This window comes from Azospirillum soli (genome assembly GCF_017876165.1).
Lineage (GTDB): Bacteria > Pseudomonadota > Alphaproteobacteria > Azospirillales > Azospirillaceae > Azospirillum > Azospirillum soli.
Genome location: NZ_JAGINQ010000004.1, coordinates 220,779 through 245,205 on the forward strand (window position 1 = coordinate 220,779; position 24,427 = coordinate 245,205).

Genomic DNA, 24,427 nt, shown 5'->3' on the forward strand with positions numbered 1-24,427 from the left:
GGAGTTTCGGAAGCCATGTCCATCATCATTCCCAACGCACGCCGCGTCGACACCAACCGCCTGTTGTCGGTCGTCGCCATCCCGTTCGCGGCGGCCGTTGCGATGGCGACCGCCGTGGCCGCCATGGGCGGGGTCACCGACCCGATCGTCGAGGCCGGCGGCACCATGGCCTTCCTGCTGAATTTCGTGAAGTTCTGCTATCTGGCCGTCGCCATGGCCCACCTGTCGGGCGCGATCGCCGAGCGCACCAACGGCGGCCTGCCCGCCGGCCTGTGGCTGGACGAGTACGACGAGCCGGAGCCCGTCAGCAAGGAAGAGTTCTGGCACGCCTTCCCCAACCATCTGGACGGCGCCGCCATCGCCGGTTGCGTCACGCTGGCCTGCTTCTTGGCCGCGTGATCCCCCGGCGGTCGCCAAGAGCAGCCTCCTCGACCCGAATGCGGTGCAGGGTCAGCGGCAGGTTCAGCGCCGAGAACAGCACCGCCATCCAGACCTCCCCGAAGGCCAGCGGCAGCACGGCCAGTTCCCCCGCCACCACCAGGTAGTTGGGGTGGCGCACCCAGCGGAACGGCCCGCGCCGCACCAGCGGCGCCCCCGGCAGCGTCACCACCCGCGTCGTCCAGAACCGCCCCAGGCTGGCGACCACCCAGACCCGCCCAGCCTGCAAGGCCAGGAACAGGGCCATCAGCGCCCCGTCCACCAGCGCATCGGCCGGCGTGCCCAGGAACAGCACGGCCAGCCACCCGGCGTGCAAGGCCACGAACAGCGGGTAGTGCGCCGCCCCGACCTCCCGCGCTCCCTCGGCCAGCAACTGTTTCGTGTTCCTCCGCGCCAGGGCCAGTTCCGCCAGCCTCTGCGCGGCGACCAGCAAAACGATGATCTGCGGCAACCCCATCGTCGGCAGTTCCATCGTCACAACTCCAGCAAAGCCAGCGCGGCGGTGAAGCCCGGCCCCAGCGCGCTCATCAGATGGGGCCCCTTGGCCCCGCCCGCGATCCGCCGTTCCAGCACGAACATCACGCTCGCCGCCGACATGTTCCCGCAGTCGCGCAGCACCGCCCAGGCATCCTCTAGCCCGTCCGACACCGGGGCGAGAACCTCCTCCAGCGCGTGCAGCACCTTGGCCCCGCCAGGGTGACAGACCAGCCCGGCAAGGTCGCCGCGCGCCACGCCCTGCCCGTCGAGGAAGCGTTCCACCACCGGCCCCAGCCGCGTGCGAATCAGGTCCGGAATGTCCTGGCTGAAGATGACGCCGAACCCGTCGTCTTCGACCCGCCAACCCATGACGTCGCGGGTGTCCGGCCAGGTGTGCTCTCCGCTGGCGATCAGGCGCGGCCCGCTCCCCCCGCCCGCCCGGACCACGGCGGCGGCCGCCCCATCGGCGAACAGGGCGCTGGCCACCACGTTGGTCGGCGTCGCCTCTCCCGTCCGGCAGGCCAGCGTGCAGAGTTCCACCACCAGGAACAGCACAGTCATCCCCGGCACGGCCCGCGCCAGCATTCCGGCCAGCCCCAGCCCCAGCACCCCGCCCGCGCAGCCAAACCCAAACAGCGGGACGCGCATCGTCTCCGGCCGGAAGCCCATGCGCTCCAGCAGCATCGCCTCCAGACTCGGCGTCGCGATCCCCGTCGTGGAGGCGCAGACGATGGCATCCACGTCCTGCGGCCTCATCCCCGCCCGCGCCAGCGCCTTGCCCGCCGCCTCTTCCAGCAGGGCCAGCGCCCCGTCGCGGAAGGCGGCGGTGCGCTCCGGCCAGCCGCGCGGCTCCAGGTACCATTCCATGGGCATCACGGCGTGGCGCGATTCGATGCCGGTGTTGGCGAAGACCGGGGCCAGCCGGTCGAAATCCCGCATGCGCGGCCCGAACACCGCCCGCGCGGCGGCCAGCGTGTCGTGCTGGTCGAGCCGGTGCGGCGGCAGGGCGGTGGCAACTGAGACCAGTCGGGGGCTTTGATCCATTGCCCTCCATGTGATGCCCGCGCGTCCGCCGGCCCACTCATCCGGACGGAGTTCCGCCCGATGCACCAATCCGGTTGAGCCCCACCATTATCCTGTATCACTATGGCGCATCGGCGCTTTTCGGGGGTGGACGGTGGCGGGCAGCGAACAGGAAGGCCAACCCACGACGGCGGAGGCCACGGCCCCGCGCCCGCCCCGGCATGAGGGGATCGGGCTGATCGCGCGGCTGCGCGCCTATTTCCTGGCCGGCGTGCTGGTAACCGCGCCGACCGCCGTGACGATCTACATCGCCTGGTGGTTCGTGTCGCTGATCGACGGCCACATCCGCCCGCTGATCCCGGCCGCCTACAATCCGGAAAACTACCTGCCCTTTTCCATCCCCGGCATCGGCGTTCTGACGGTGATCGTCGTGCTGACGCTGATCGGGGCCTTCGCCGCTGGCTACGTCGGCCGGCTCGTCCTGCGCATCGGCGAAGGGGTGGTGGGGCGCATGCCGGTCGTGCGCTCCATCTACGGCGCGGTGAAGCAGATCTTCGAAACGGTGCTCGCCAAGAAGTCCAACGCCTTCCGCGAGGTCGTGCTGATCGAGTACCCGCGCCTGGGCGTCTGGTCGCTGGGCTTCATCACCGGCAGCGCCCACCCGGAGGTGCAGAAGGTCTCGGCGGAGGAGATGGTGAATGTCTTCATCCCCTGCGCGCCGCCAACCGCCGGCTATCTGCTGATCGTGCCCCGGCGCGAGGTGACGGTTCTGGACATGACCGTCGAGGACGGCCTGAAGCTGGTGATGTCCGGCGGCATCGTCACCCCGCCCGACCGCAAACCGCGCGAGGTGACCGCCACACCCGCCCCGGAACGGAAGCGAGCGTAAAGCCTCTCACCCCGATCGCAGCGTCTTCGCCGCCGCGTCCCGCTCGAACAGGTACAGCAGCGTGCGCAGCGCTTGTCCGCGCGGGCTGGACAGCTCAGGGTCACGGTCCACAATCAGCCGGGCGTCGTCCCGCGCCGCCGCCAGCAGCTCGCCATGCACCGCCAGATCGGCCATGCGGAATTCCGGCAGGCCGGACTGACGGGTGCCCAGCACCTCGCCGGCTCCGCGCAGGCGCAGGTCCTCCTCGGCGATGATGAAGCCGTCTTCCGTGTCGCGCATGGTCTTCAGCCGGGCGCGCGCCGTCTCGGTCAGCTGCGGGTCAAACAGCAGCAGGCAGGTGGAGGGCTTCTCGCCGCGTCCCACCCGGCCGCGCAACTGGTGCAGCTGGGCCAGCCCGAATCGCTCGGCGTGCTCCACCACCATGACGGTGGCCTCCGGCACGTTGACGCCGACCTCGATGACCGTGGTGGCGACCAGCACGTCGAGATCGCCCGCCGCGAAGGCCGCCATCACCGCGTCCTTGTCCGGCCCGCGCATCTTGCCGTGCACCAGCCCGACCCGGTCGCCGAAGGTCGCCCGCAGGAAGGCATGCCGCTCCGTCACGGCGGCAAGGTCCAACTGTTCGGATTCCTCGACCAGCGGACAGACCCAATAGGCCCGCGCGCCCTCCTTGACCTTGCGGTGGATGCCGCCGACGACCTCCTCCAGCCGGTCGAGCCCGATGGTGACGGTCTGGATCGGCTTGCGCCCGGCCGGCTTCTCGGTCAGGCGGGAAACGTCCATATCGCCATAAGCCGTCAGGGTCAGCGTGCGCGGGATCGGCGTCGCGGTCATGACCAGCACGTCCACCGCCCGCCCCTTGGCCGACAGCTGAAGCCGCTGGTGAACGCCGAACCGATGCTGCTCGTCGATGACGGCCAGCGCCAGATCCTTGAAGGCCACATCCTCCTGGAACAGTGCGTGCGTGCCGACCAGCAGCGGCAGCTCGCCCGAGGCCAGCCGGTCCAGCACCGCCTGCCGCGCCTTGCCCTTGTCGCGCCCGGTCAGCAGGGCGATGTCCACCCCCGCCGCCTTGCACAGCGGGGCGAGGCTTTCCGCGTGCTGCCGCGCCAGGATTTCCGTCGGCGCCATCAGCGCGGCCTGCGACCCCGCCTCCACCGCGTTCAGCATGGCGAGCAGAGCCACCACCGTCTTGCCGCTGCCGACATCGCCCTGGAGCAGCCGCAGCATACGCCGCTCCGCCGCCATGTCGGCGTAGATCTCCTCCAGCGCTTCCGCCTGCGAACCCGTCAGCGCGAAGGGCAGCGCCTCCCGCACCTTGCCGCGCAGCCGCCCGTCGCCCTGCGTCACGCGGCCCGACAGCCGCCGCTGCTGCATGCGGACCAGCGTCAGTGCCAACTGGTTGGACAGCAGCTCGTCATAGGCCAGCCGCCGCCGGATCGGCGCAGTGGGCGCCAGATCGGCCTCGTCCTCCGGCGTGTGGGCGCGGCGGATCGCCTCGGCCCAAGTCGGATAGCCGTTGCGCGACCGCCACGCCGCATCCTGCCACTCCGGCAGGTCCGGCACGTCGTTCAGCATGGCGCGCACCGCCTTGCGCAGCGTCTTGGCGGGCAACCCGGCCGTCATCGGATAGACCGGCTCGACCGCCTCAATCTCGTCCTTGGATTCCAGCGGAACCACCGCATCCGGGTGGGTGATCTGCGGCGTGTCGTGGAACCACTCCACCTTGCCCGAGACCACGACCGTCTGCCCGACCGGCAACTGCTTGGTCAGCCAGTCGCCTTTCACATGGAAATAGATCAGCTCCAACACCCCGGTCTCGTCGGTGCAGCGGATCTTGTAGGGGTGGCGCGGGTTGACCGGCGGCGCGTGCGAATCGACCCGCACCGTCATGGTCGCGATCCGCCCGTTCGGCGCGTCGGCGATCTTCGGCGAAAAGCGCCGGTCGATGACGCCGGACGGCAAATGCCACAGCAGATCCACCACGCAGGGGCCCGCCAGCTTTTCGACCAGCTTGCCCAGACGCGGACCGAGGCCGGGAAGCGCCGTCACCGGCTTGAACAGGGGAAACAGGATGGCGGGGCGCACGGGGTCTCGCGGGGGAAACGGGACGGGTGGGACGAGCCCCATTCAATCCCGCCCACCGGCCCTCGCGTCAAGCGCTGCGGTGTCTTGGCTGTTGTTGAAAAGCTGAGCGCCCAAAAAAGAAAAAGACGGAGCGCGAAGGATCGCGGGTTCCGGTGGCGGGGGATGCCGGAACCCACATGACCCTCCCTTCGCGCTCCGCCGAAAGGACGCGACCCGGTGCATAGCGGGGAGAGAACCGGGTCGCAGAGGCCGGCGGTGGGTGCCGCCGGGGGGTAACTCGATGAAAATCAACCATCGCAATGACGGAGTTTATAGCGGGCGGCGGCTGTCCCCTCCGTTGCGGGAACATGAAATTCCGTTCATGAATCGCCGCATTACGCCCCAATGAAAAAGGGGCCCCGAAGAGCCCCTTTCATCCTCACACCACGCGGAAGTTCTTGAACTGCCACGGATCGTCCTGGTCCACGTCCTCCGGGAACAGGCGGTTGCGGTCCTGCAACGGCGTCCAGTCGCCATAGGCGCCAACCACCTCGCCGAGGTACGGAGAGCAGACCTCCAGCACGCGCTGGAAATCCATCTCGTCCGGCTCGACGATGCCGCGGTTCGGGTTCTCGATGGCCCACACGATGCCGGCGAGCACCGACACAGTCACCTGGAGCGAGGTGGCGTTGTTGTACGGGATCAGCTTGCGCGCCTCGTCGATGGACAGGCGCGAGCCGTACCAGTAGGCCCCCTTCTTGTGGCCCATCAGCAGGACGCCCAACTCGTCGGTGCCGCTGACGATCTCGTTCATCAGCAGGCGCTGCTCGCTCTGCATGTGCCAGTTCTTGCCGGCCAGCTCGTGCACCGACTTCACCGCGTCGTCGCACGGGTGATAGGCGTAATGCACGGTCGGCCGGTAGGCGACGTGGCCGCCCTCGCGCACCGTGTAGTAGTCGGCGATGGAGATCGACTCGCTGTGCGTGATGAGGAAGCCGTGGAACGGCCCCTCCAGCGGGGTCCAGGTGCGCACGCGGGTCGAGGCACCCGGACGCATCAGGTAGATGGCCGCGTCGCTGCCGAACTCATGCCGGCGGCCGTCCTCCGGGAAATGCTTTTCGTGGCTGCCCCAGCCGAGTTCGGCCGGCTGGCAGCCCTCGCCAACGAAGCCGTCGATGGACCAGGTGTTGACGAACTCGCCCACCTTCTTCGGCACGCTGGCGACCTGGGTGTCGCGCTCGGCGATGTGGATCACCTTGACGCCGAGGCCGGCGGCCAGCTTGCCCCAGCCCTCGCGGGTGGTCGGCGTCTCGACCGGCGCGCCGGTGTCGCGGGCGATGTTCAGCAGCGCCTGCTTCACGAAGTGCGAGACCAGACCCGGGTTGGCGCCGTGGGTGATCACGGCGGTCGGCCCGCCCTCGAAGGCCGGGCGGTGCGACAGCGCCGATTCGCGCAGCGCGTAGTTGGAGCGCAGCGACGGTGACAGCGAGGTGTCGGTGTAGCCGCCGACCCACGGCTCGATGCAGGTGTCGACGTAGAGCGCGCCGACCTTGTGGCAGAACTCGAACAGCGCGATGGAGGACACGTCCACGGACAGGTTCACCAGGAAGTCGCCCTTGCCGATCATCGGCTCAAGCACCTGGACATAGTTTTCCTTCGTCAGCGGCAGGTTGATGAACTTGACGCCAAACTCGTCCGCCTCCTCATGCCCGCGCTCCTCGGCGGTCACGATGGTGATCTGCTCCTTCGCGATGCCGATGTGGCGAAAGATCAGGGGCAACACTCCCTGGCCGATCGATCCGAAGCCGACAATGACCATGCGGCCGGTGAACGTGCAGTGCTTGGTGTCCAGGGTCATGATGAAAGGTCCCCCGAGGCTGGCGAGTCAAAACCAAAGCCCGACGATCCCGCCCCTTCTTACGGGCGGCGGGGATCGTCAGGCCAACGAATGTTCGCGGTGAGTGTTTACGGTGATTTTCTTGAGATATCCACAGCTTTTCCGCGCGACATTTAGGCCGCGCAGGTCTCAAGGTCGTAGCCCGGCGTCTCCAGCAGCGGCCGGTCGAACACCTCGACCACCCGCGCCTGATCGAAGCCGTTGAAGGCCGTGCGCAGGCAGGAGCCATAGGCGCCCAACTGGCCCAGCTCGATCCAGTCGCCGGCCCGGATGTCGGCCGGCAGGTGGAACGGGCCGTTCATCTTGTCGGCGCTGTCGCAGGTCGGGCCGTAGAAGGAGAAGGCCTCCAGCGGCGCGTCGGCCATCGCCGCGAACGGGCGGATCATCCGGGCCGGGAAGCGGAAACCGGGCACGCCCGCGTCCGACAGGGCACCATAGACGCCGTCGTTGATGAACAGCTCGTTGCCCCGGCGCTTGATCACCTGCACGACCAGCGACACGCCCGGCGCCACCAGCGCGCGGCCCGGCTCGCACCAGACGCGGCAGTGCGCCGGCAGATCCAGCCGCGCCACGCCACGGGCGACCGCCGCCATGAAGTCGCCAAGCGGCGGCGGGGTGACGCCGGGGTAGGAGACGGGAAAGCCGCCGCCCACGTCCAGCACGTCGATCACCACGCCGGACTCCGCGATCACGCGGCCGGCCAGTTCCAGCGCGCGTTCGTAGGCGGCCGGGTCCAGCATCTGGGAACCGACGTGGAACGACAGCCCGACCTTCGGCGCGACCATACGCACGGCGCGCAGAAGCTCCACCGCGTCGTCGAACGCCGCGCCGAACTTGCCGGACAGGTCGTAGACCGCGTTGCCCTTCGGCAGCGCCAGCCGCACGACCAGGCCCAGATCCTGCGCGTCGCCCGTCTCCTCCAGGATCTTCTGAAGCTCCTCCATGCTGTCGAGCACGAAGTCGCGCACGCCATACTGCTGGTAGGCTGCGCGGATCGCCTGACGGCCCTTGACCGGATGCATGTAGTGCAGCTCGGCGTCCGGGAACATCTGGCGGATCAGGCGGATTTCGCCCGGCGAGGCCACGTCGAAATGACGCACGCCGCCGTCCCACAGAGCGCGCAGCACGGCCGGTTCCGGGTTGCACTTCACGGCGTACAGCACGTCGCCGGCCACGGCCTGATCGAAGGCCGCGACGAAGCTGCGCGCGGTGTCCTTCAGCACGCCCGGACGGATGCAGTGCATCGGGTCTTCCGGCTGGTGCATGGCGACGGCCTGCACGACCGACGTGCGGCGGGTCGCCACGGCCGAAGCCTGGACGGGAATGCCACGACGGAGCGGGGCGACGGCGGAACGGGAACGGATGAAGCCCATGGCGCACTCCTTACCCTGGGCCACCCTGTTCAAAAGGGCCCAGTGAGCAGACGGCGATCCGGCGTGGCGTTGGCGGCCACGGAACGGAATTCGGTTTGTTCGGAAAGGTGACGGTGAAAAGCCGGGCCGAGCGCCCACGCGGGCAAAACCGCTCCGCGTGCTAAAGCGTCGATGTCCGGCTACGGGCTACCGTCTGAGTGCCCAGCCGTGGTGAGCCAACATACTTACCTCCCTCTCGGGACCGGCCCACTGATGACCGGTTCTGCCAAAAAGGACGCGGTACGTCGTTGCATAACCACAGAGGGCCATTGGCACGTGCGAGTGCGTCGTTCGCGATGAATTACGCTTTTTGGCCTGGGATTCAAGTGATTTTTTTATGGCGCCTTGCGCCCGATCCCGGCGGCCGCGAAGGCCGGGCGGTCGGATCCCAGGATGTGGTCCATCAACCAGAAGCGCAGGAAGTCACGCACGGCCACGCCGAAGTCCAGACGCTCGGCCTCGACCTCCCGCCGGATCTGCGCGAACTGCCCTTCCAGCATCTTGTGATGCGCGTGGTGGGCGAGGAAGCGGCCGGGAACGGAGGCGCGCAGCACGCCCTCCTCCATCGCGAAATGGGCATGCACATGGTCGTGCGCCGCCTCCAGCAGGGCCAGCGCTTCCGCCTCCGCCGCGCCGCCGAGACTCATCCGATAAAGCTCGTTCAGACACTCGACCAGCTGACGGTGCTGGGCATCGACCGGCGCCACACCGGTTTCGAACTCGTCCCCCCAGACGATCAGCGTCTTGCCCTCGATGGGGGCGGAGGCATCGCGGACCAGGCCAGCGTATTCGCTGTCGTGGCGGATCTCGTGCTTGCACAGGACAGCGTCCAGCGTGCCGGCAACCGTGCACATGAAGTCGTTGGAAACCTCGCATTCCCGCACGTAATCGACCAGCCGACCGAGTTGCTGGTCGAGCATGGAATGCTGGTGCGCGTGCTGCTCCCAATGGCCGAATCCGGCCGCGCGGATAATGACCTCCTCATGGCCGAAATGCGCGCGCATCTCCTCCACGAAGGCGCTGAAATGCGGAACGACCTCTTCGCGCGGCGCGCCCGTCGCGCATTCCCGCCGAATCGTTCCAACGCGGTCCATCAGCGCAGCGTGCGTCACGTCGATGAAGCTGTTGCCCGTACGCGGAACGGAGTGGCCGTCCGTGGTCATGCGACCTCCGAAGTCCTGGGCGCCGACGAACACGAGCGGCGTCAGAAACGTTTCATGTCCGGATGGCTTGTATCAGTGGATCATCATGTCCGCAACGGGCTGCGACCAAATGAGACAGGCCCCAACCTTGTACTTTGGTCTCAGTCAACGTTGCGGATTATTTGGGCCCGTCATATTTGGGCCCGTCATATTTGGGAAAGCGATCGGCGATCACATCGCCCGTGAATGCAGCAACCCAACCGTCCGACCGGGTGAAGAAACGGATGGCTGCGAAATGCGGCTCCGGCCCCATGTCAAACCAGTGCTTGATCCCCGCCGGGACGCTCAGTAGGTCGCCCGCCTCGCACACGATGCGGTACACCTTGTCGTCCAGGTGCAGGTAGAAGGCGCCGGAGCCCTCCACGAAGAAGCGCGCCTCGTCTTCCTCGTGCGTGTGTTCGGACAGGAACTTGGCGCGCAGGGGCTCCGTGCCCGGCATGCCCTTGGGCACGCGCACCACGTCGGCCGACCGAAAGCCCCGCGCCTGTTTCAGCGTCGCGACAGCCCCGGCGTAGGCGGTCAGCACGGCACCGGAATCGGCGGTGTCGGCGATGGGCTGCTCAGCCTCCCATTGTTCGAACAGGATGCCGGCCAACGCGAGGTGCGCTTCGATCACCGCCCGGTCGGTGGTCGAATGTTCAACGGTGCTCGGGTCGCTGTCGCTGTAGACGGTCAGGCGGGTCATGCGTCCAGAATAGGCTCATTCCCCGGAAACGCAACCACCCCGACGCTAACAATCAACAGCATACGCGCGTTATCGGAGAGCTACCGCCGGATCGCCAGCCGCAGCGACACCACCATGCCGACCGCCAGCAGTACGCCGACGAAGCCGGCCACCCCGGCCCAACCGTGCCCGTGCCAGAAGAATCCGCCCACGGTGCCGGCCAGGGTCGAACCCATGTAATAGCAGAACAGGTAGATGGCGGAGGCCTGCCCCCGGTTAGCCTTGGCCCGCTGCCCGATCCAGCCCGACGCGATGGAATGGACGCCGAAGAAGGCGAAGGTGAACAGCGCAATGCCCGCCGCAACGCTCCACAGATTGTCCGGCCACATCAGCGCCAAACCGGCGGTCATCATCACCGCGGCAGCGGCCATCACCCGCCCCGGCCCCAGCCGCCCGGCGACACCGCCGAACAGCGGCGAACTCACCACGCCGAACAGGTAGACCAGGAAGACCGCGCCGACCGCCGCCGGCCGCAGGTCGAAGGGCGGTTCGATCAGGCGGAAGCTGACGTAGTTGAACACCGTCACGAAGCCGCCCATGGACAGAAAGCCCATGGCGAACAGGGCGAGCATGCCGCCGTCGCCCAGATGGCCGCGCCACGCCGCGACCAGTTCCCGGAACCCCGCCGGCCGCCGCACGAAACGGCGCGAGGCCGGCAAGCCCAGCCACACGGCCAGCGCCGCGACGATGCCCAGCGCGCCCACCACGCCCATCGCCGCCCGCCACGTCGCCACATCCGCGACCACGGCGGTCAGGACGCGCCCCGACATGCCGCCCAGCGCCGTACCGCCGATGTAAAGCCCCATGGTAACCCCGGCGGAGCGCGGATCGACCTCCTCCGCCACATAGGCCATGGCGACGGCGGGGAGACCGCTCAGCGCCATGCCCTCCAGCGCCCGCACGCCGAGCAGCCATCCCCAGTCCGGCGCCAGCGCCCCCAGGATGCCGAGCCCGCCCGACGCGAGCAGAGAGGCGGCCATGATCGCCTTGCGCCCGAACCGGTCGGAAATCGCCCCGGCGATCAGCATGACGATGGCCAGTACGCCGGTGGACAGCGACAGCGCAAGGCTGGATTCGGCCGGGCTCACGCCGAATTCCCGCACGAACTCCGGCATCAGCGGCTGCACGCAGTAGAGCGTGGCGAAGGTCGAGAAGCCGGCCACGAACAGGATTCGACTCGCCCGTTTGTAGGCCGGGCTGCCCGCCACGAGATAGTTCTGGGCCGCCTCGCCTTGGGCCGCCTCGATCGGCCCGCCGAAACCACCGTCCGCCACAATTGCCTCTCACGCACGCTGCATTGCAGCAAGACTGTGCGCCCGGCCTTTGGCGGCTGTCCAATATGCGTTTTGCAACGCGACTATATGTTTCTGATATAACAGCTAAACCGCTTTGAAGCGGGCCACCTGCTGGCGGGTCTCGTCGGCCAGCCGCGACAGCTGCTGCATGGTCGCGGCGATCTCCTCCGACGCGGCGGCGTTCTTGGAGGCGACGGTGCGCACGCTCTCCACGTTCGCCTCAATCTCCTTGACGGAGGACTGCTGCTCCTCCATCGCCACGGCGACCGACTGGAACACGCGGTCGAGCTGCGCCACCCGCTCGGCCAGATCGTCCATCATGCGGCCGACCTGCCCGGTCACCTGCATGCCCTCCTCGGCCATGGTCGAGGCGGATTCGACGATCTCGGCGATCTGGCGGGCGCTTTCGACGGCGTTGTCGGCGAGCTTGCCGACCTCCTCGGCGACCACCTCGAAGCCCTTGCCCTGCTCCCCGGCGCGGGCGGCCTCGATGGAGGCGTTGACGGAGAGGATGTTGGTCTTGACGGCGATCTGGGTGATCGCCTCGGTGATCCGCCCGATGCGCCGGCTGTTGTCGGCGATGGTTTGGGAAACCTTCAAGAGGCGCGCCATGTCCTCCTTGCCCTGCTCGGCGAAGCCGGCGGCGGCCTTGACCATGTCCGACGCGTTGCGGGTGTTGTCCGACACGTGAGCGATGGCGCGCGCCGTTTGCCCGACGGCGGAGACCACCAGATCCAGGTCGTCGGTCTGCTCCTGCGCGCCTTCCGAGACGTGGCCGACGGCGGTGCTGGCCTCCCCGGCGGCGACGGCCACCTGGGTCGCCTGCTCCCCGATGCGGCGGAAGGCGGCGCCGGTTTCCTGCAACAGCGCCACCATCTCGCCGTAGGCGCCCTTGAATTCCTGATGGGCGACCGGCTCCCCGCCCCCTTGCACGGCAACGCCCGACAGCCGGTGCATCTCGCCGTGCAGCCCATGAAGCACCGCGATTACGTTCTGGATCGCCAGCCCGATGGCCCCCAGCTCGTCGCGCCGATCTGTGCCGGGCACGGTGACGGTCAGATCGCCTTCCGACAGGCGCTGGATCGCCCGCGTGGTGGCGGTGATCGGCCGGGTCAGGCTGCGCCCGATCAGCAGCGAGAACAGCACGCCCACCGCCAGCGCCCCCAGCGCCCCGACGGTGATCAGGGTCGAGGCACGGGTGCGCTCCGCCTCCCGGTCGGCCATCTGCTCGGCAACCACATGGGCGACGCGGTCGCTGACCGCCGCAGCGGCGTCCATCATGGCGGCGCGCGCCTTGTTCTGCCGTTCCACCACATCGACGACCAGCAGGAACTCCGTCTCCACGGCCAGCACGCTGGGGGTCAGCTTGTCCACCTCGGCCAGCGTCGCCTTGTCGCGCGCGTTCGTGCGCGCGTCGCCGGTGACGCTCAGAAGCTTGTTGATCCCTTCGTCGAGGCGCGCCCGCCCGGCGGGGTTGTTGTCGAGCAGGAATTGCTGCACGCCCAGCAGCGCGCCGCGCGTTTCCTGCACCAGCCGCCCCGCGATGTTCAGCAGCAGCCCGGACGACTCCAGAATCTCCAGCGTGTCCTCGCCCGCCTCGCCGGCCTTCAACTGGCGCAACGCCTCGGCGTGGCGCGGCGCCTGCGCCTGATTCAGGGTCTGCGCCACCACCATCAGCGAGGCCGTCTGCTTGCGCAGCTTTTCCATGCCACCGAACTTGTCCGCGCCCAGCGCCACCACCTGATCGAACGCCTTTCGGTAGGCATCCAGTTTGGCGACCACCTCCCGCAACGCCTCGGCATCCACCGGGAAATCCGTGTGGGCGAGCAGCTGTTCGGCCTCCCCCTTCATCTCGTCGGACAGCGCGCGGACGCGACGGACGGCGGTGGGATCGCCCTCGGCCAGATAGCGGCCCTCCTCCTGCCGCGCGCGGCTCAGCTTCGCGTCGAGGCTGCTGGTCCGGCTCGCCAGCTCGACACGCCCGGCGTAGGTGGACAGCCCGTTCCAGCCGATGACCGCGACGCTGACCGTCAGCAAGAGAACGGTGGCGAAGCCCAAGGCGATGCGGGTTCCGATCGGCATCGTCAGCGGTGTCCTCAGTTGGTGGAGTTCGGCGGCGCGCCTTCCCGCAGTTTAGACAAATCTACCCCGATATGCTATTTGTCCGCACACGGAAGAAGGTTTTTACGACCGGGACGAAGAGGGGTGACCATGTCCTTTCTGGCGAACCTGCGCATCTCCCGGAAGCTGCTGCTCCTTGTCCTTCTCTTCACGGTGGCCGCCTTGGCCCCCGCCGTCACGGCGACGCACGCGCCGGACCTGCTGTGGCCCGTCACCGGCGGCGCGCTGGCCGTCGCCCTGGTTTTCGGCCTGATCGTCCTGTTGGACATCGCCGACGCTGCGGCATCCCTGGAGCAATCGGCCGCCCGCCTCGCCTCCGGCGACCTCGACGCCGCCCCTCATCCCAGCAGGGACGACGAGTTCGGCCGAACCGCCGCCGCCCTCAACCGCCTGTCCCAGGTGCAATCCGCCCTGCGCGCCGACATCCGCAGCCTGACCGATGCCGCCGCCGAGGCTCCGAACCACCCCGCCGGCCTGCTCGCCGGTGCGCACGCCGATACGGCGGCGCAGCTGAACGAGGTTCGTGCGACCTTCCGCCGCATCGGCGAGCAGGCCACCCAGGTCGCCATCGCCGCCGGTCAGGCGAGCACCGCCGTCGGGCAGGTCGCCGACGGCGCTTCGACCCAGACCGATGATCTCGACCTCGTCGCCTCGGCTATCGGCCAGTCGGCCCAGGCCATCGCCGACGTTTCCGACAACACGCGCAGCGCCTCGGACATGGTCAAGGCCGCCGCCGGCTTCGCCTCCAGGGGCAAGGAGGAGATGGCCCGCCTCGTCCGCGTGTCGCAGACCATCGCCGACAACAGCCGGCGCATCGGGCGGATCACCGAGGCGATTACCCAGATCGCCGTCAAGACCAACATCCTCTCCGTCAACGCCTCCATCGAGGCCGCCCGCGCCGGGGAGCAGGGCAAGGGCTTTGAGGTGGTCGCCGAGGAGGTCGGCAAGCTCGCCGACAACGCCGTCGAAAGCGCCCGCCAGATCGCCGAGATCGTCGAATCCGCCTCGACCATGGCCGAGGAAGGCATGACCGCCACCGCCGAGGTGGGCAAGCTGATGGACGGCATTGCCGAGCGGGTCACGCAGCTGGACCGCATGTTCCAGTCCGTCGCCATCGCCATGGAACAGCAGCAGGCCTCCATCAAGGGCATCGAGGCGAACGTGGAAAGCGTGCGCACCGTCGCCTCCAAGAACGCCGCCGCGTCGGAGGAGATCACGGCCACCATGGTCCAGCTCTCCCGCCTTGCCGAGGAAACGCGCCAGCACGTTGCCCGCCTGAAGGCGTCGTGAATGTCTGGCGCCGGCACGCTCGACCTTCCGGAAGACGTCACGCCAAACGACGTGACAGGCGCGCTGGCGCGGCGCCTGCTGGACGACGTGCGGCGCAAGAGCGGCATCCGCCACGACCGCCCGCTGGAGCGTAAGCTGTCCAGAATTCTGATGGCCATGCCGCTGGACATGCTGGAAAGCTGGGTCCGCGTGATTGAGCAGTCGCCCGCCGACAGCCCGGATTGGCTGAGCCTGATCGAGAATCTGACGATCCACGAAACCTATTTCTTCCGCGACCTGCCCCACCACGCGCATCTGCGCGGCCACGTTCTGCCCGCCATTATCCAGGCCCGCCGAACCGAGCGCACCATCCGCCTGTGGAGCGCCGGCTGCGCCACGGGGGAGGAGCCCTACTCCCTCGCCATCCTCGCCCTGGAAACCCTGGCCGATCTTGGGGAGGCTCAGCGCACCGACCACGGCGTCGTCACCGCCTGGACGGTGGATGTGCTGGGCACCGACATCAGCCGCATCGCCGTCCGCCAGGCCCGCAACGCCTGCTACAGCGGCGAGGGGCTCGGCGCCTTCCGCGACCTGCCGGCCGAATACCGGCTCTGGTTCGTGCCGTTGGAAGGCGCCGATCCGAACTACCGCAAGGTGCGCGCCGACGCCCGCAAGGTGGTGCGCTTCCAGCAGCACAACCTGATGGCCCCACAGCCGCCGGAGACGGGCTTCGACCTCGTGTCCTGCCGGAACGTGATGATCTATTTCGACGACGACAGCCGCCGCGCCGCGCAGACCCAACTGATCGAGGCGATCGGTCCCGGCGGCTGGCTCGTCCTCGGCACCACCGACCGCCCCATCCGGCCGGAGCTGTTCGAAAGGCATCGCGGCGACCGCGCGCTGGCCTACCGAAAAATCGGCGGCCCTGCATGAGCGGCGGCCTGCTGATTTTCGACATCGCCGGTCACGCCTTCGCCGTGGATGAATCCCACGTTGAGGAGATCGCCGAGGCCGTTCCCACGACCCGCCTGCCCTTTGCCCCCGTCCATGTGGAAGGGATCGCCAACGTTGCCGGCCATCTGCTGCCCATCGTCGATCTGACCGGCTACCCCGCGCTTGACCTCACCTGGCCCGCCAACCGCAAGGGAGGGCTGTTCGTCGTGCTGCGCTCCGGCGCCGGCACGCTGGCCCTTCGTGCCGGGCGCATCGGCGGAACCCTCGCCCGCGAAGCCGTCGAACCTCAGGATGCCGGTCCCTCCCCCATCGCCGCGCATTTCGATCACGCCGGCCGTGGCATCCGCCTGATCGACCCGGCCCGCATCGAACTCGGCCACGGCATGGCCTTCGCCGATCTGCCGAACGATGCCGCCCTCGTCGGCGTCGCCGCGTCCCCGCTCAACAACGGCGCGCCCCGCCCAACCGTCCGCCTGCTGATTGTCGAGGCTGGCGGGCGTGGCTACGCGCTGGACATGCGCGACATCGTGCTGATCTTCGCGATCACCGATCTCCGCCCTCTGCCCAACGCTCCCGCCATCGTACGCGGCATGAGCCAGGTGCAGCACCACCCCGTGCTGTTGGTGGACGTGTTCGCGAAGGGCCCCCACCCTAACCCTCCCCCACCTGACGGCGGGGGAGGGAACTCAACCTTCCCCCGCCGTCAGGTGGGGGAAGGAGGGGCCCGCGCCGAAGGCGTGGGAGGAAGGGGGCTCGCCGCAGCACCTTCTGCATCTTCCGGCCACGCTGTCGTCTACGCCACCCCGCACGGCCCCGTCGCCGTCCAAGTGAACAGCGTGCGGGGCGTCGTGCGCTTTACGGAAGATCAACTGAAGGCTACCGAACGCAACGATGGAAGTGCACCGGATGAAATCGTCGAATACGATGGCACTTGGCTGGAAGTGAGGAGCGGGACGCGCATGCTCGGCGACCATCTGGACGACATCGGCCGGTTGATCCCGGAAGCGCGCGAATTGGACGACAGCCGCCTGCCACAGCGCCACTACCGCCGTTTCCTGACCTTCACCGTCGATGGGCGCGTCTACGCCGTGGAGTTCGAACGGGTGCGCCGCGTTGTGGAGTCCTCCGAACGGCTGCGCCTTCCCAACGGCGGGCAGAGCTTCGACGGCATCACCGACGTGGACGGCGCGATCCTGCCCATCCTCGACCTGCGCCGCCTGCTGACGCGCCGTCCAGTGGGCGCTGATCCCAGCCATCTCGGCACCGCCATCCTGGTGGAGATCGCCGGCGGCACCGTCGCCGTCGTCGCCGACGAGGTGCAGCGCATCCGCAAGGTCCCCTCCGACAATGTGGACCCGATGTCCGACCGGCTGACCTCGGCGGTCATCCGCCTCGACAACGCGCTGATCCCGGTGCTGCGGCCCGAGGGCCTGATGCCCGACACCGTACCCGCCCGCCTCCCCTCCGGAGCGTTGGCATGACCGAACCGCGTATCCGCCTGCTGGTCGTGGACGATTCCAACTTCGTGCGCATCGCCCTGCGCAAGATGCTGGAATCGGCGACCGACATCGACATCGTCGGCGAGGCCCGCAACGGCGCCGAGGCCTTGCGCCTGTCGCGCAAGCTGAAGCCCGACGTCATCGCCATGGACCTCAACATGCCGATCATGGACGGCATCGAGGCGGTGCAGGCCATCTCGCGTGAGAAGGGCCCGCCCTCCATTATGGTTTCCAACGAGACGTCGGAGGGGGCCGAGGCCACCATCCGCGCGCTGGAGGCGGGCGCAGTGGATTTTGTCTGCAAGAACACGTCCTTCGTGACGCTGGACTTCGCCTCCATCGAAAGGCAGCTGACCGAAAAGGTCCGCCACTGGGGCCGCTGGCGCCGGACGGCCGAAGCCCCCGCCCCCGAACCGGCCCCGCTACCCGTCCGCCGCACCGTTTCCCCCGGCACTGTTTCTCCCGGTGCCGCGCGCCGCCCGGACCTCGTCGTGGTCGGCGTCTCCACCGGCGGCCCGGTGACCCTGGTCGAACTGCTGGGCGCGCTGGACAAGCTCCCCTGCCCGCTGGTCGTGGCGCAGCACATGCCGGCCAGCTTCACCGGCGGCTTCGCCACCTCACTCGGCCGCTCGCTGAAACGTCCTGTCGAGGAAGGCGCCGACGGGTCCACGCTGGAAAACGGTGTCGTTACCATCCTGAAGGGCGGCATCGATTGGACGGTGCGCCGTCTACCCTCGGGCCGCTTCGTCCTGCGCTCAGTCCCCGACAGCGCGGAGATCTATCACCCCTCGGCCAACCAGCTGTTCCGCTCCGCCGGGACGGAGGCCGTGGCGCCGGTCGCCGTCATCCTCACCGGCATGGGGGACGACGGCACGGAAGGGGCGAAAACCTTCGCCGCCCGCAATCATCATGTCCTCGTCCAGGACCCGGCGTCCTGCGCGGTGGACGGCATGCCGACATCGGCGATCCGCGCCGGCGTGGCGGGCGAGGTGCTACCCGTCGCCTCCATCGCGCGAAAGCTGAATCATCTCTTCAACATTCAAGAAGCATAGGAAATCGGTTCGATGGCGAAGCCTAGGATCCTGCTGGTCGACGACTCGGTGCTGATGCGCACCATCATCGGCGACATCGTCCGGTCCGACGAGGAGCTGGAGCTGATCGGCGCTGCCGAAAACGGCAAGGTCGCGCTGGACATGGTCAAGTCCCTGAAGCCGGACATCGTCCTTCTGGACATCGAGATGCCGGAGATGACGGGCCTTGAGGTGATGGAGCACCTGTCGCTGATCTCCCGCGCCAAGGTCATCATCATTTCCTCGGTGGCCCAGATCGGTTCGGCGGAAGCGGACGAGGCCCGTTCCCTGGGCGCCGTCGAGATCATCGCCAAGCCGTCCGGCACGATGAGCCTCGATCTCGCGCACAAAAAAGGTCACGACATCATCGTCGCCATCCGCCGCGCCGCCGGCCTCCCGCCCCCAGCAAAGGCCTAAAAGCCCTTCTCCCCTGTGTGGGAGAAGGGTTGGGATGAGGGGGCGGCCGAAGGCCGGAAAGGTGTCGGGGTATCGGCGTTTACCCCTCACCCCAACCCCTCTCCCACAAGGGGAGAGGGGCGAAGAACCAAGCAGGCGCGAGGGCCATGAGCGAGCTGATCGAAACCCTCTGGCAGCAGTTCGGGGTCGAGTCGAACGAGCACTTCGACGCGATCGAGCGCCTGTTGTCTCCGGCCGGTGCCGACACGCCGGAACGCGAGCGCATCGCTTCGCTGTTCCGCGCCTTCCATTCGCTGAAGGGTGCGGCGCGGGCGATGGACATGTTCGGCATGGAAAAGCTTGCCCACGGGGCGGAGACCGTGCTGGGCCGGGTCCGTTCCGGCACGCTCCCCTTCTCCGACGAGGTCGCCGAGCCGCTGCTGGAATCGCTCGACGCCCTGCGCGCCCTGATGGAGGCGGCCGTCGGCGAACGCCGCGACGGCACGCCCCCGGCGGCGGTTCTGGCGAAGCTGGACGCCCTCGGCGATCCCGACCGGAAGGCGGCGCCCCACCCCACCGCCCCTGCTCAATCGCCTAAGCCCGCCCGCCTGCACGACAACGACAAGCTCCTCAACCTCTTCGTCGATCTTTTGCGCGACAGCATGGCGACGCTGACGCGCCCGCTCGACCTCGACACGCTGGACAGCGACGGCCTCCAAGAGGTGAACGACGCCTCCGAACGGCTGGAGATCGCCTGCGAACGGCTGAACTTCCTGCCTTTCGCCGACACCTTCCGCCGGTTCCGTGAGGACGTCTCCGCCCGCGACCCCGACGCCATCCTGCGCGACCTTCAGGCGGTGGCGCTGGCCAGCGCCCGTGTCGGCCGCCTGTCCGGCCGCGACGCCGGCACCGCCATCCTCGCCACTCTGCTGGCCGACCACAACGCCCAGGCCCTGTCCAAGGGCGCGGCCAAGGCGCTGGACCTCATGGCCGATGCGGCAACCGCCGGCGACGACCTCGCCGCCGTGCTGGAGCGCATGGGCTCCACCCTCGACATCGTGAAGCTGCCGCGCGCCGCCTCGCTGGTCCGCCGGATCGCCGACGTGGTCCGCCGCATGGCCCCGCACAGCCACGAACGCTGGCCCGCCGTGCTGGCAGACGCACGCCAGACCATCGACTTCATCGCCCTGCACGCCACCTCCGACCCGCCGGAGGACGTAGACACCGGTACGGCGGTGAAGCTGGAAACCCTGTTGCAGGAGTTCGTCGAGACCGCCGACGCCGAGGAGGCCGCCCGCCGCCCCTTCACCGCCGACGAGCTGCGTTCCCTCGGCCTCGACGCCGGGCTGCTGCGTTTCCTGTCACCGGAAAGCTCCGCCGCGTTGCGCGACGCAGTCGGAGATCCGGCCATCGGCCTCTACGAGGTGACCGCCTTTCTGGAGACCTCGGCGGAGGTCGCCTCCGGCTTCGCGGTGTGGCTGGGCACCAAAGTCCAGGCGATCACCAACTGGCCAGAGTTCATAGACGGCAAGACTTGGCTGAAGGTCCTCGTCTCGTCCCCCCAGGATTTGGAGACGCTGCGCAACGCACTCTCCACCATCGATCCCAGCGGTCGGTTCCTGGACGTTCGCCATTGCATTCCCGGCGAGGCATCCGCCGAACAGCCCGCCGAAGCCATGCCCGAGAAACCGGTCCCCACCCCCGATCTCCCCGTCCCGGCCACCCCACGCGCCCTGGAGGCAACCGCCCCGCAGCCCGCAGCCCCGCAAACCACGGTCCCGGCGGCGTCCCCAGCCCGCCAGACCGCCCAGCCCGGCGGCGTGCTGCGCGTGCAAGGCGAGACCATCGACCGCTTCATGGCCCGCATCGACAGCATGGTTCTGCTGTCCGGCAACCTGAATGCCACGGCCAACGATCTGCGCCTGGAGCAGGCGATCACGGCCCTGTCCGAACGGCTCGGCGCCGGTGATCCGGACGTGCGCGTCCTTCAGGAACTTCTGGAGCGCCACCGCCGCGAGTTGCTGGACCTCGACAACCAGCTCAGCCGCTCCGTGGACCGCCTGCGCGAATCCGCGCTCGACCTGCGCGTGGTGCCCATCGAGACCCTGTTCAACCAGTTCCCGCGCGTGGTCCGAGAGTTGGCGCGCGTCCAGGGCAAGAAGATCCGCTTCGACATGGACGGCGGCGACGTGCGCATCGACAAGAGCATGGTCGAAATGCTCTACGACCCGCTGATGCACATGGTCCGCAACGGCATCGACCACGGCATCGAATCCCCCGAGGACCGCGAGGCCGCCGGCAAGCCCGCACAAGCCACGCTGACGCTGCGCGCCGTCCAGCGCAACAACCGCGTCATCGTGGAGATCGCCGACGACGGACGGGGCATCTCGACCGAAGCCGTGCGCGCCAAGGCCGTCCGCAACGGCCTGATCGCGGAGGAGGACAGCCGCCGCCTCGCCCCCGCCGACATCCACGAGTTCATCTTCGCCTCGGGCTTCTCCACGGCGGAGAAGATCACCGAGACCTCTGGGCGCGGTGTCGGCATGGACGTGGTGCGCAACAACATCACCCGGCTCGGCGGCACGGTGACGATCCGCACGCGCGAGGGCCTCGGCACCGCCTTCGCCATTGACCTGCCGCTGTCCGCCGCGATCCTGCGCACGCTGCTGGTCCAGGTGGACGATCAGGTCCTCGCCATCCCCGACCGCTTCGTGGAGGAGGTCTGCGGCTTCGCGGGGCACGAGTTCCACCCGGTCTCCGGCTGCTGGAGTGTGCTCCGCCGCAACCGCGTGCTGCCGGTCGTCCGCCTCGCCGACGCGCTAGGCTTCCCGGCCCAAGGCAGTTGGCCGCCCAGCGGCGACGGCCAGCGCCTCCTCGTAGTCCTGCGCCACGGCGACCGCCGCATCGGGCTGGAGATCGACCGCCTGCTGCGCCGGGGCGACCTGTTCGTACGCGAAAGCCACCCCGGCCTTGCCGAGGTGCCGGGCGTGGGCGGCGTCTCCCTGCTGAACGACGGACGAATCGTCATCATCCTGGACGGCGACGAGCTTTACCGCCTCGCCTGCGCCGCCCAGCAGCGCGCCCCCCATGATTTTTCAGACGAGCGCCCCAAGGTGACGCTGGCCTGAAAGCCACACCCGCCCCCCCAAAATCAGTGATGATTTTTCCGGCAACTTGACGCTCTTTTGAACAAGCCGCTACTTTCGCCGCCATGAAGAGAATTGGCGCGTACTTCGGCAAGATGAAGGGCCAGGGCCAGCCACCGGCGCGTCCGCCGGTGCGCGACGTTCTGTGGGCGTGGCTGGGCGGCAGCGCCGGCATGGGCGCCGTGGCGGGCCTGTCCATGCTCAGCAAGCTTCCCCTGCTGATCGCACCCTTCGGCGCCACCTGCGTGCTGATCTTCGCGGCGAGCGACAGCCCGCTGGCCCAGCCGCGCAGCGTCGTCGGCGGCTATCTCGTTTCCGCCCTGGTCGGGGTTCTGGCGCTGACCGTCTTCGGCACCCAGCCTTGGGTGGTCGCCTTGTCCGTGGGCACGGCCATCGCGCTGATGCAGCTGACCCGCACCCTGCACGCCCCGGCGGGTGCGGTGCCGCTTCTGGCCCTGTCGGCGGGCACCGACCATGTCCTACTGATCCCCAGCGTGCTCGCCGGTTCGGTGACGCTGATCGGCATTGGCCTGCTGATGAACAACCTGCGCCGCGACCGCGCCTACCCCCGCTATTGGATTTAAGCCGCGGTTTGCGGTGCGATGCGCGGCAGGCGCAGGACGAACGTCGTCCCCTCGCCCGCTCGGCTGTCCACGACCAACTGTCCGCCCAGCGTCTGCGTGACGAGGTTATAGGCGATGTGCAGACCCAAGCCCACGCAGCCCTCGTGCCGGGCCGTCGTGAAGAACGGGTCGAAGATCTTCGGCAGATCGGTTTCCAGGATGCCCTGCCCGTCGTCGCTGTGCCGCACCTCGATCCACTCGTCGCCAAGCGGTTCGACGGTCAGGGTGATGACGCCGTTCTGCTCCGGCCGAAAGGCGTGGGTCAGCGCGTTGCGCACCAGATGCGTCACCACGCGGGCAAAGGCGCCCGGAAAGCTTTCCAGCTGCATCGCCTCCGGGCAGGTCAGCTTCACCCGGTGGCCGGACGCGCCGATCTGCGTGTGCAGGCTCAGCAGCACGTCCTCGATGTATTCGCGCAGGTAGAAAATGCGCCGTTCGTCCCCGGTCTGGTCGGCGGACACCTGCTTGAACATCTGCACCAGCGCCGCGATGCGCTCGGTGTTGCTGACCAGCAGATGCCCGGCTTCCTGCGCCACGTCCAGATAGCCGGACAGCGCCGTCTTGGTCAGGGTGCCCGCCGCGAACTGCCGCTTCACGTCGTCGGTGCGCCCCATCAGGTGAGACGCGGTGGTCAGCGCGACGCCCACCGGCCCGTTGACCTCGTGCGCCACGCCGGCCACCAGCTGCCCGAGCGAGGCCATCTTCTCCGTCTGCACCAGACTGTCCTGCGCGTCCTGAAGTTCGGCGTAGGCAGCCTCCACCCGCTCCTTGGCGGCGCGCAGGGCGGCGGCGGCCTGGGCACGCTCCGTCGTGTCCAGCATCACGCCGAAGACGTGGCTGAGACGCCCTTCCATGTCGAAACGCGGCGCGCAGGAGGAGGAGACGTAGCGGACATCGCCGACCCTGTCGATGACCCGGTACTCCACATAAACGCGCTTGGAATTGCCGATCACACTCTCCAGCATGTTGCCGAAGCGCAGGCGGTCGTCCGGGTGCAGGATGCCCAGCAGATTGTCGAAGGTCGGCTCGAAGCTGCGCGGGTCCTGCCCGTAGACCTCGAACGCCTCGCGGTTCCACAGCAGCTCGCCCGTGTGGATGCCGTATTCCCAGTAACCCAGGTGCCCGGTGCGGTAGGCCTCCTCCAGCCGCTGCTTGGCCGCTTCCAGTTGCGAGGCCGCCTCGGCGCGGTCGGTCACGTCCAGCATCACGCCGAAGACGTGGCTCAGCCGCCCCTCGCGGTCGAAGCGCGGCGCGCAGGAGGAGGAGACGTACCGGACTTTCCCGCCCTCGTCCCGAACGCGATAATCGAAATAGACACGCTTCGGATTGCCGATGACGCCTTCCAGCATGTTGCCGAAGGTCTGCCGGTCGTCCGGGTGCAGGATGTCCAGCAGGTTGTCGAAGGTCGGCTCGAACCGTTCCGGACTCCGTCCGAAAACCCCGTAGGCTTCGGCGTTCAGCGCCAGCTTGCCGCTGTGGATGCCGTATTCCCAATAGCCCAGCTTGGCCGTGCGGTACGCCTCCTCCAGCTGGAGCGTCGCCACCTCCAGCCCGTAGCGCGCGTCCTCCGTGGCACGTTCGGCCTGCCGCCGCTCGGTCACGTCGGTTACCACGCCGATAACCGCGCCCGCATCACCGAACGGGCTGATCTGAACCTGCACATCGCGCGCGATGCCGTCGCGGCGGGTCAACCGCCCCTCGCGCACCGCCCCCGTACCACCGAGAATGGCGCCCAACTCCGTCGGCGAACCGAAAACCTCCCCGAACACCCGGTTGCAACCGAGAACCACCCCGCCCGGATCGGCGGCGAAGGCTGGCACCGGCAACACGTCGAACAGCGCGCCGCCGCCCACCAGGGCAAACGGATCGACACCCTCCCGCACGAGGACATCCGCGCCCGGCCTGTCTTGTTCGCTCGCCACCGG

Annotated in this window: 19 protein-coding genes; 9 read left to right on the top strand and 10 right to left on the bottom strand. The window is 68.4% G+C overall.

Features of this window, described 5'->3' with window-relative positions:
• The first annotated feature begins 15 nt into the window (after positions 1-15).
• The gene (locus tag J2852_RS08730; RefSeq protein WP_209873949.1) at positions 16-399 is read left to right on the top strand and encodes a hypothetical protein; all 384 of its coding nucleotides are present in this window, start codon (positions 16-18) and stop codon (positions 397-399) included.
• On the opposite strand, the gene J2852_RS31990 is transcribed toward J2852_RS08730, so the two are convergent.
• Positions 371-910, bottom strand: coding sequence for an isoprenylcysteine carboxyl methyltransferase family protein (locus J2852_RS31990; RefSeq protein ID WP_209873952.1), 540 nt, complete (start codon positions 908-910; stop codon positions 371-373). The genes J2852_RS08730 and J2852_RS31990 overlap by 29 nt on opposite strands.
• A gap of 2 nt (positions 911-912) precedes the next feature.
• Positions 913-1,959 carry a type III polyketide synthase gene (locus tag J2852_RS08740; RefSeq protein WP_209873955.1) on the bottom strand — a complete coding sequence of 349 codons (1,047 nt, stop codon included), beginning with the start codon at positions 1,957-1,959 and terminating at the stop codon, positions 913-915.
• A 133-nt stretch (positions 1,960-2,092) separates the two neighbouring features.
• On the opposite strand from J2852_RS08740, the gene J2852_RS08745 reads away from it, so the two are divergent.
• Entirely contained in the window at positions 2,093-2,827 is a 735-nt protein-coding gene (locus J2852_RS08745; RefSeq protein WP_209873958.1) for a DUF502 domain-containing protein, read from the top strand.
• Between the two features lie 6 nt (positions 2,828-2,833).
• Here J2852_RS08745 and recG read toward each other — a convergent pair whose 3' ends face one another.
• The 7 genes from recG to J2852_RS08780 all read right to left on the bottom strand — a co-directional run bounded on the left by recG (position 2,834) and on the right by J2852_RS08780 (position 13,506).
• Positions 2,834-4,915: an ATP-dependent DNA helicase RecG gene (recG, locus tag J2852_RS08750; RefSeq protein WP_209873961.1), complete on the bottom strand. Its 2,082-nt coding sequence runs from the start codon at positions 4,913-4,915 to the stop codon at positions 2,834-2,836.
• A gap of 418 nt (positions 4,916-5,333) precedes the next feature.
• Positions 5,334-6,752 (bottom strand): homospermidine synthase, encoded by a 1,419-nt coding sequence (locus J2852_RS08755; protein ID WP_209873964.1) that lies wholly within the window; start codon positions 6,750-6,752, stop codon positions 5,334-5,336.
• 152 nt (positions 6,753-6,904) lie between these two features.
• On the bottom strand, positions 6,905-8,164 hold the full coding sequence (locus J2852_RS08760; protein ID WP_209873967.1) for a type III PLP-dependent enzyme: 1,260 nt from the start codon (positions 8,162-8,164) through the stop codon (positions 6,905-6,907).
• A gap of 374 nt (positions 8,165-8,538) precedes the next feature.
• A complete protein-coding gene (locus tag J2852_RS08765; protein ID WP_209873971.1) occupies positions 8,539-9,366 on the bottom strand; it encodes a hemerythrin domain-containing protein in 828 nt (275 codons plus the stop codon).
• 157 nt (positions 9,367-9,523) lie between these two features.
• Positions 9,524-10,090 carry a 1,2-dihydroxy-3-keto-5-methylthiopentene dioxygenase gene (locus J2852_RS08770; RefSeq protein WP_209873972.1) on the bottom strand — a complete coding sequence of 189 codons (567 nt, stop codon included), beginning with the start codon at positions 10,088-10,090 and terminating at the stop codon, positions 9,524-9,526.
• 80 nt (positions 10,091-10,170) lie between these two features.
• Positions 10,171-11,403, bottom strand: a complete 1,233-nt coding sequence (locus J2852_RS08775) for an MFS transporter (protein ID WP_343206698.1) — start codon at positions 11,401-11,403, stop codon at positions 10,171-10,173.
• A 105-nt stretch (positions 11,404-11,508) separates the two neighbouring features.
• Entirely contained in the window at positions 11,509-13,506 is a 1,998-nt protein-coding gene (locus tag J2852_RS08780) for a methyl-accepting chemotaxis protein (RefSeq protein ID WP_209873974.1), read from the bottom strand.
• A 129-nt stretch (positions 13,507-13,635) separates the two neighbouring features.
• Between J2852_RS08780 and J2852_RS08785 the strand changes: the two genes are divergently transcribed.
• The 7 genes from J2852_RS08785 to J2852_RS08815 all read left to right on the top strand — a co-directional run bounded on the left by J2852_RS08785 (position 13,636) and on the right by J2852_RS08815 (position 22,463).
• The gene (locus J2852_RS08785; protein ID WP_209873976.1) at positions 13,636-14,835 is read left to right on the top strand and encodes a methyl-accepting chemotaxis protein; all 1,200 of its coding nucleotides are present in this window, start codon (positions 13,636-13,638) and stop codon (positions 14,833-14,835) included.
• The gene (locus J2852_RS08790) at positions 14,836-15,747 is read left to right on the top strand and encodes a CheR family methyltransferase (RefSeq protein WP_209873979.1); all 912 of its coding nucleotides are present in this window, start codon (positions 14,836-14,838) and stop codon (positions 15,745-15,747) included.
• The gene (locus tag J2852_RS08795) at positions 15,744-17,249 is read left to right on the top strand and encodes a chemotaxis protein CheW (RefSeq protein WP_209873983.1); all 1,506 of its coding nucleotides are present in this window, start codon (positions 15,744-15,746) and stop codon (positions 17,247-17,249) included. Before J2852_RS08790 ends, J2852_RS08795 begins: the two co-directional genes overlap by 4 nt.
• Positions 17,246-18,319, top strand: coding sequence for a chemotaxis-specific protein-glutamate methyltransferase CheB (gene cheB, locus J2852_RS08800; protein ID WP_209873986.1), 1,074 nt, complete (start codon positions 17,246-17,248; stop codon positions 18,317-18,319). Before J2852_RS08795 ends, cheB begins: the two co-directional genes overlap by 4 nt.
• Positions 18,320-18,331: 12 nt before the next feature.
• A complete protein-coding gene (locus J2852_RS08805) occupies positions 18,332-18,754 on the top strand; it encodes a response regulator (RefSeq protein ID WP_209873991.1) in 423 nt (140 codons plus the stop codon).
• 146 nt (positions 18,755-18,900) lie between these two features.
• Complete coding sequence (locus J2852_RS08810; protein ID WP_209873994.1) at positions 18,901-21,861, top strand: chemotaxis protein CheA; 2,961 nt, start codon at positions 18,901-18,903, stop codon at positions 21,859-21,861.
• 83 nt (positions 21,862-21,944) lie between these two features.
• A complete protein-coding gene (locus J2852_RS08815; RefSeq protein WP_209873997.1) occupies positions 21,945-22,463 on the top strand; it encodes an HPP family protein in 519 nt (172 codons plus the stop codon).
• On the opposite strand, the gene J2852_RS08820 is transcribed toward J2852_RS08815, so the two are convergent.
• Positions 22,460-24,424, bottom strand: a complete 1,965-nt coding sequence (locus J2852_RS08820; RefSeq protein ID WP_343206699.1) for a PAS domain-containing sensor histidine kinase — start codon at positions 24,422-24,424, stop codon at positions 22,460-22,462. The genes J2852_RS08815 and J2852_RS08820 overlap by 4 nt on opposite strands.
• Positions 24,425-24,427 lie beyond the last annotated feature (3 nt).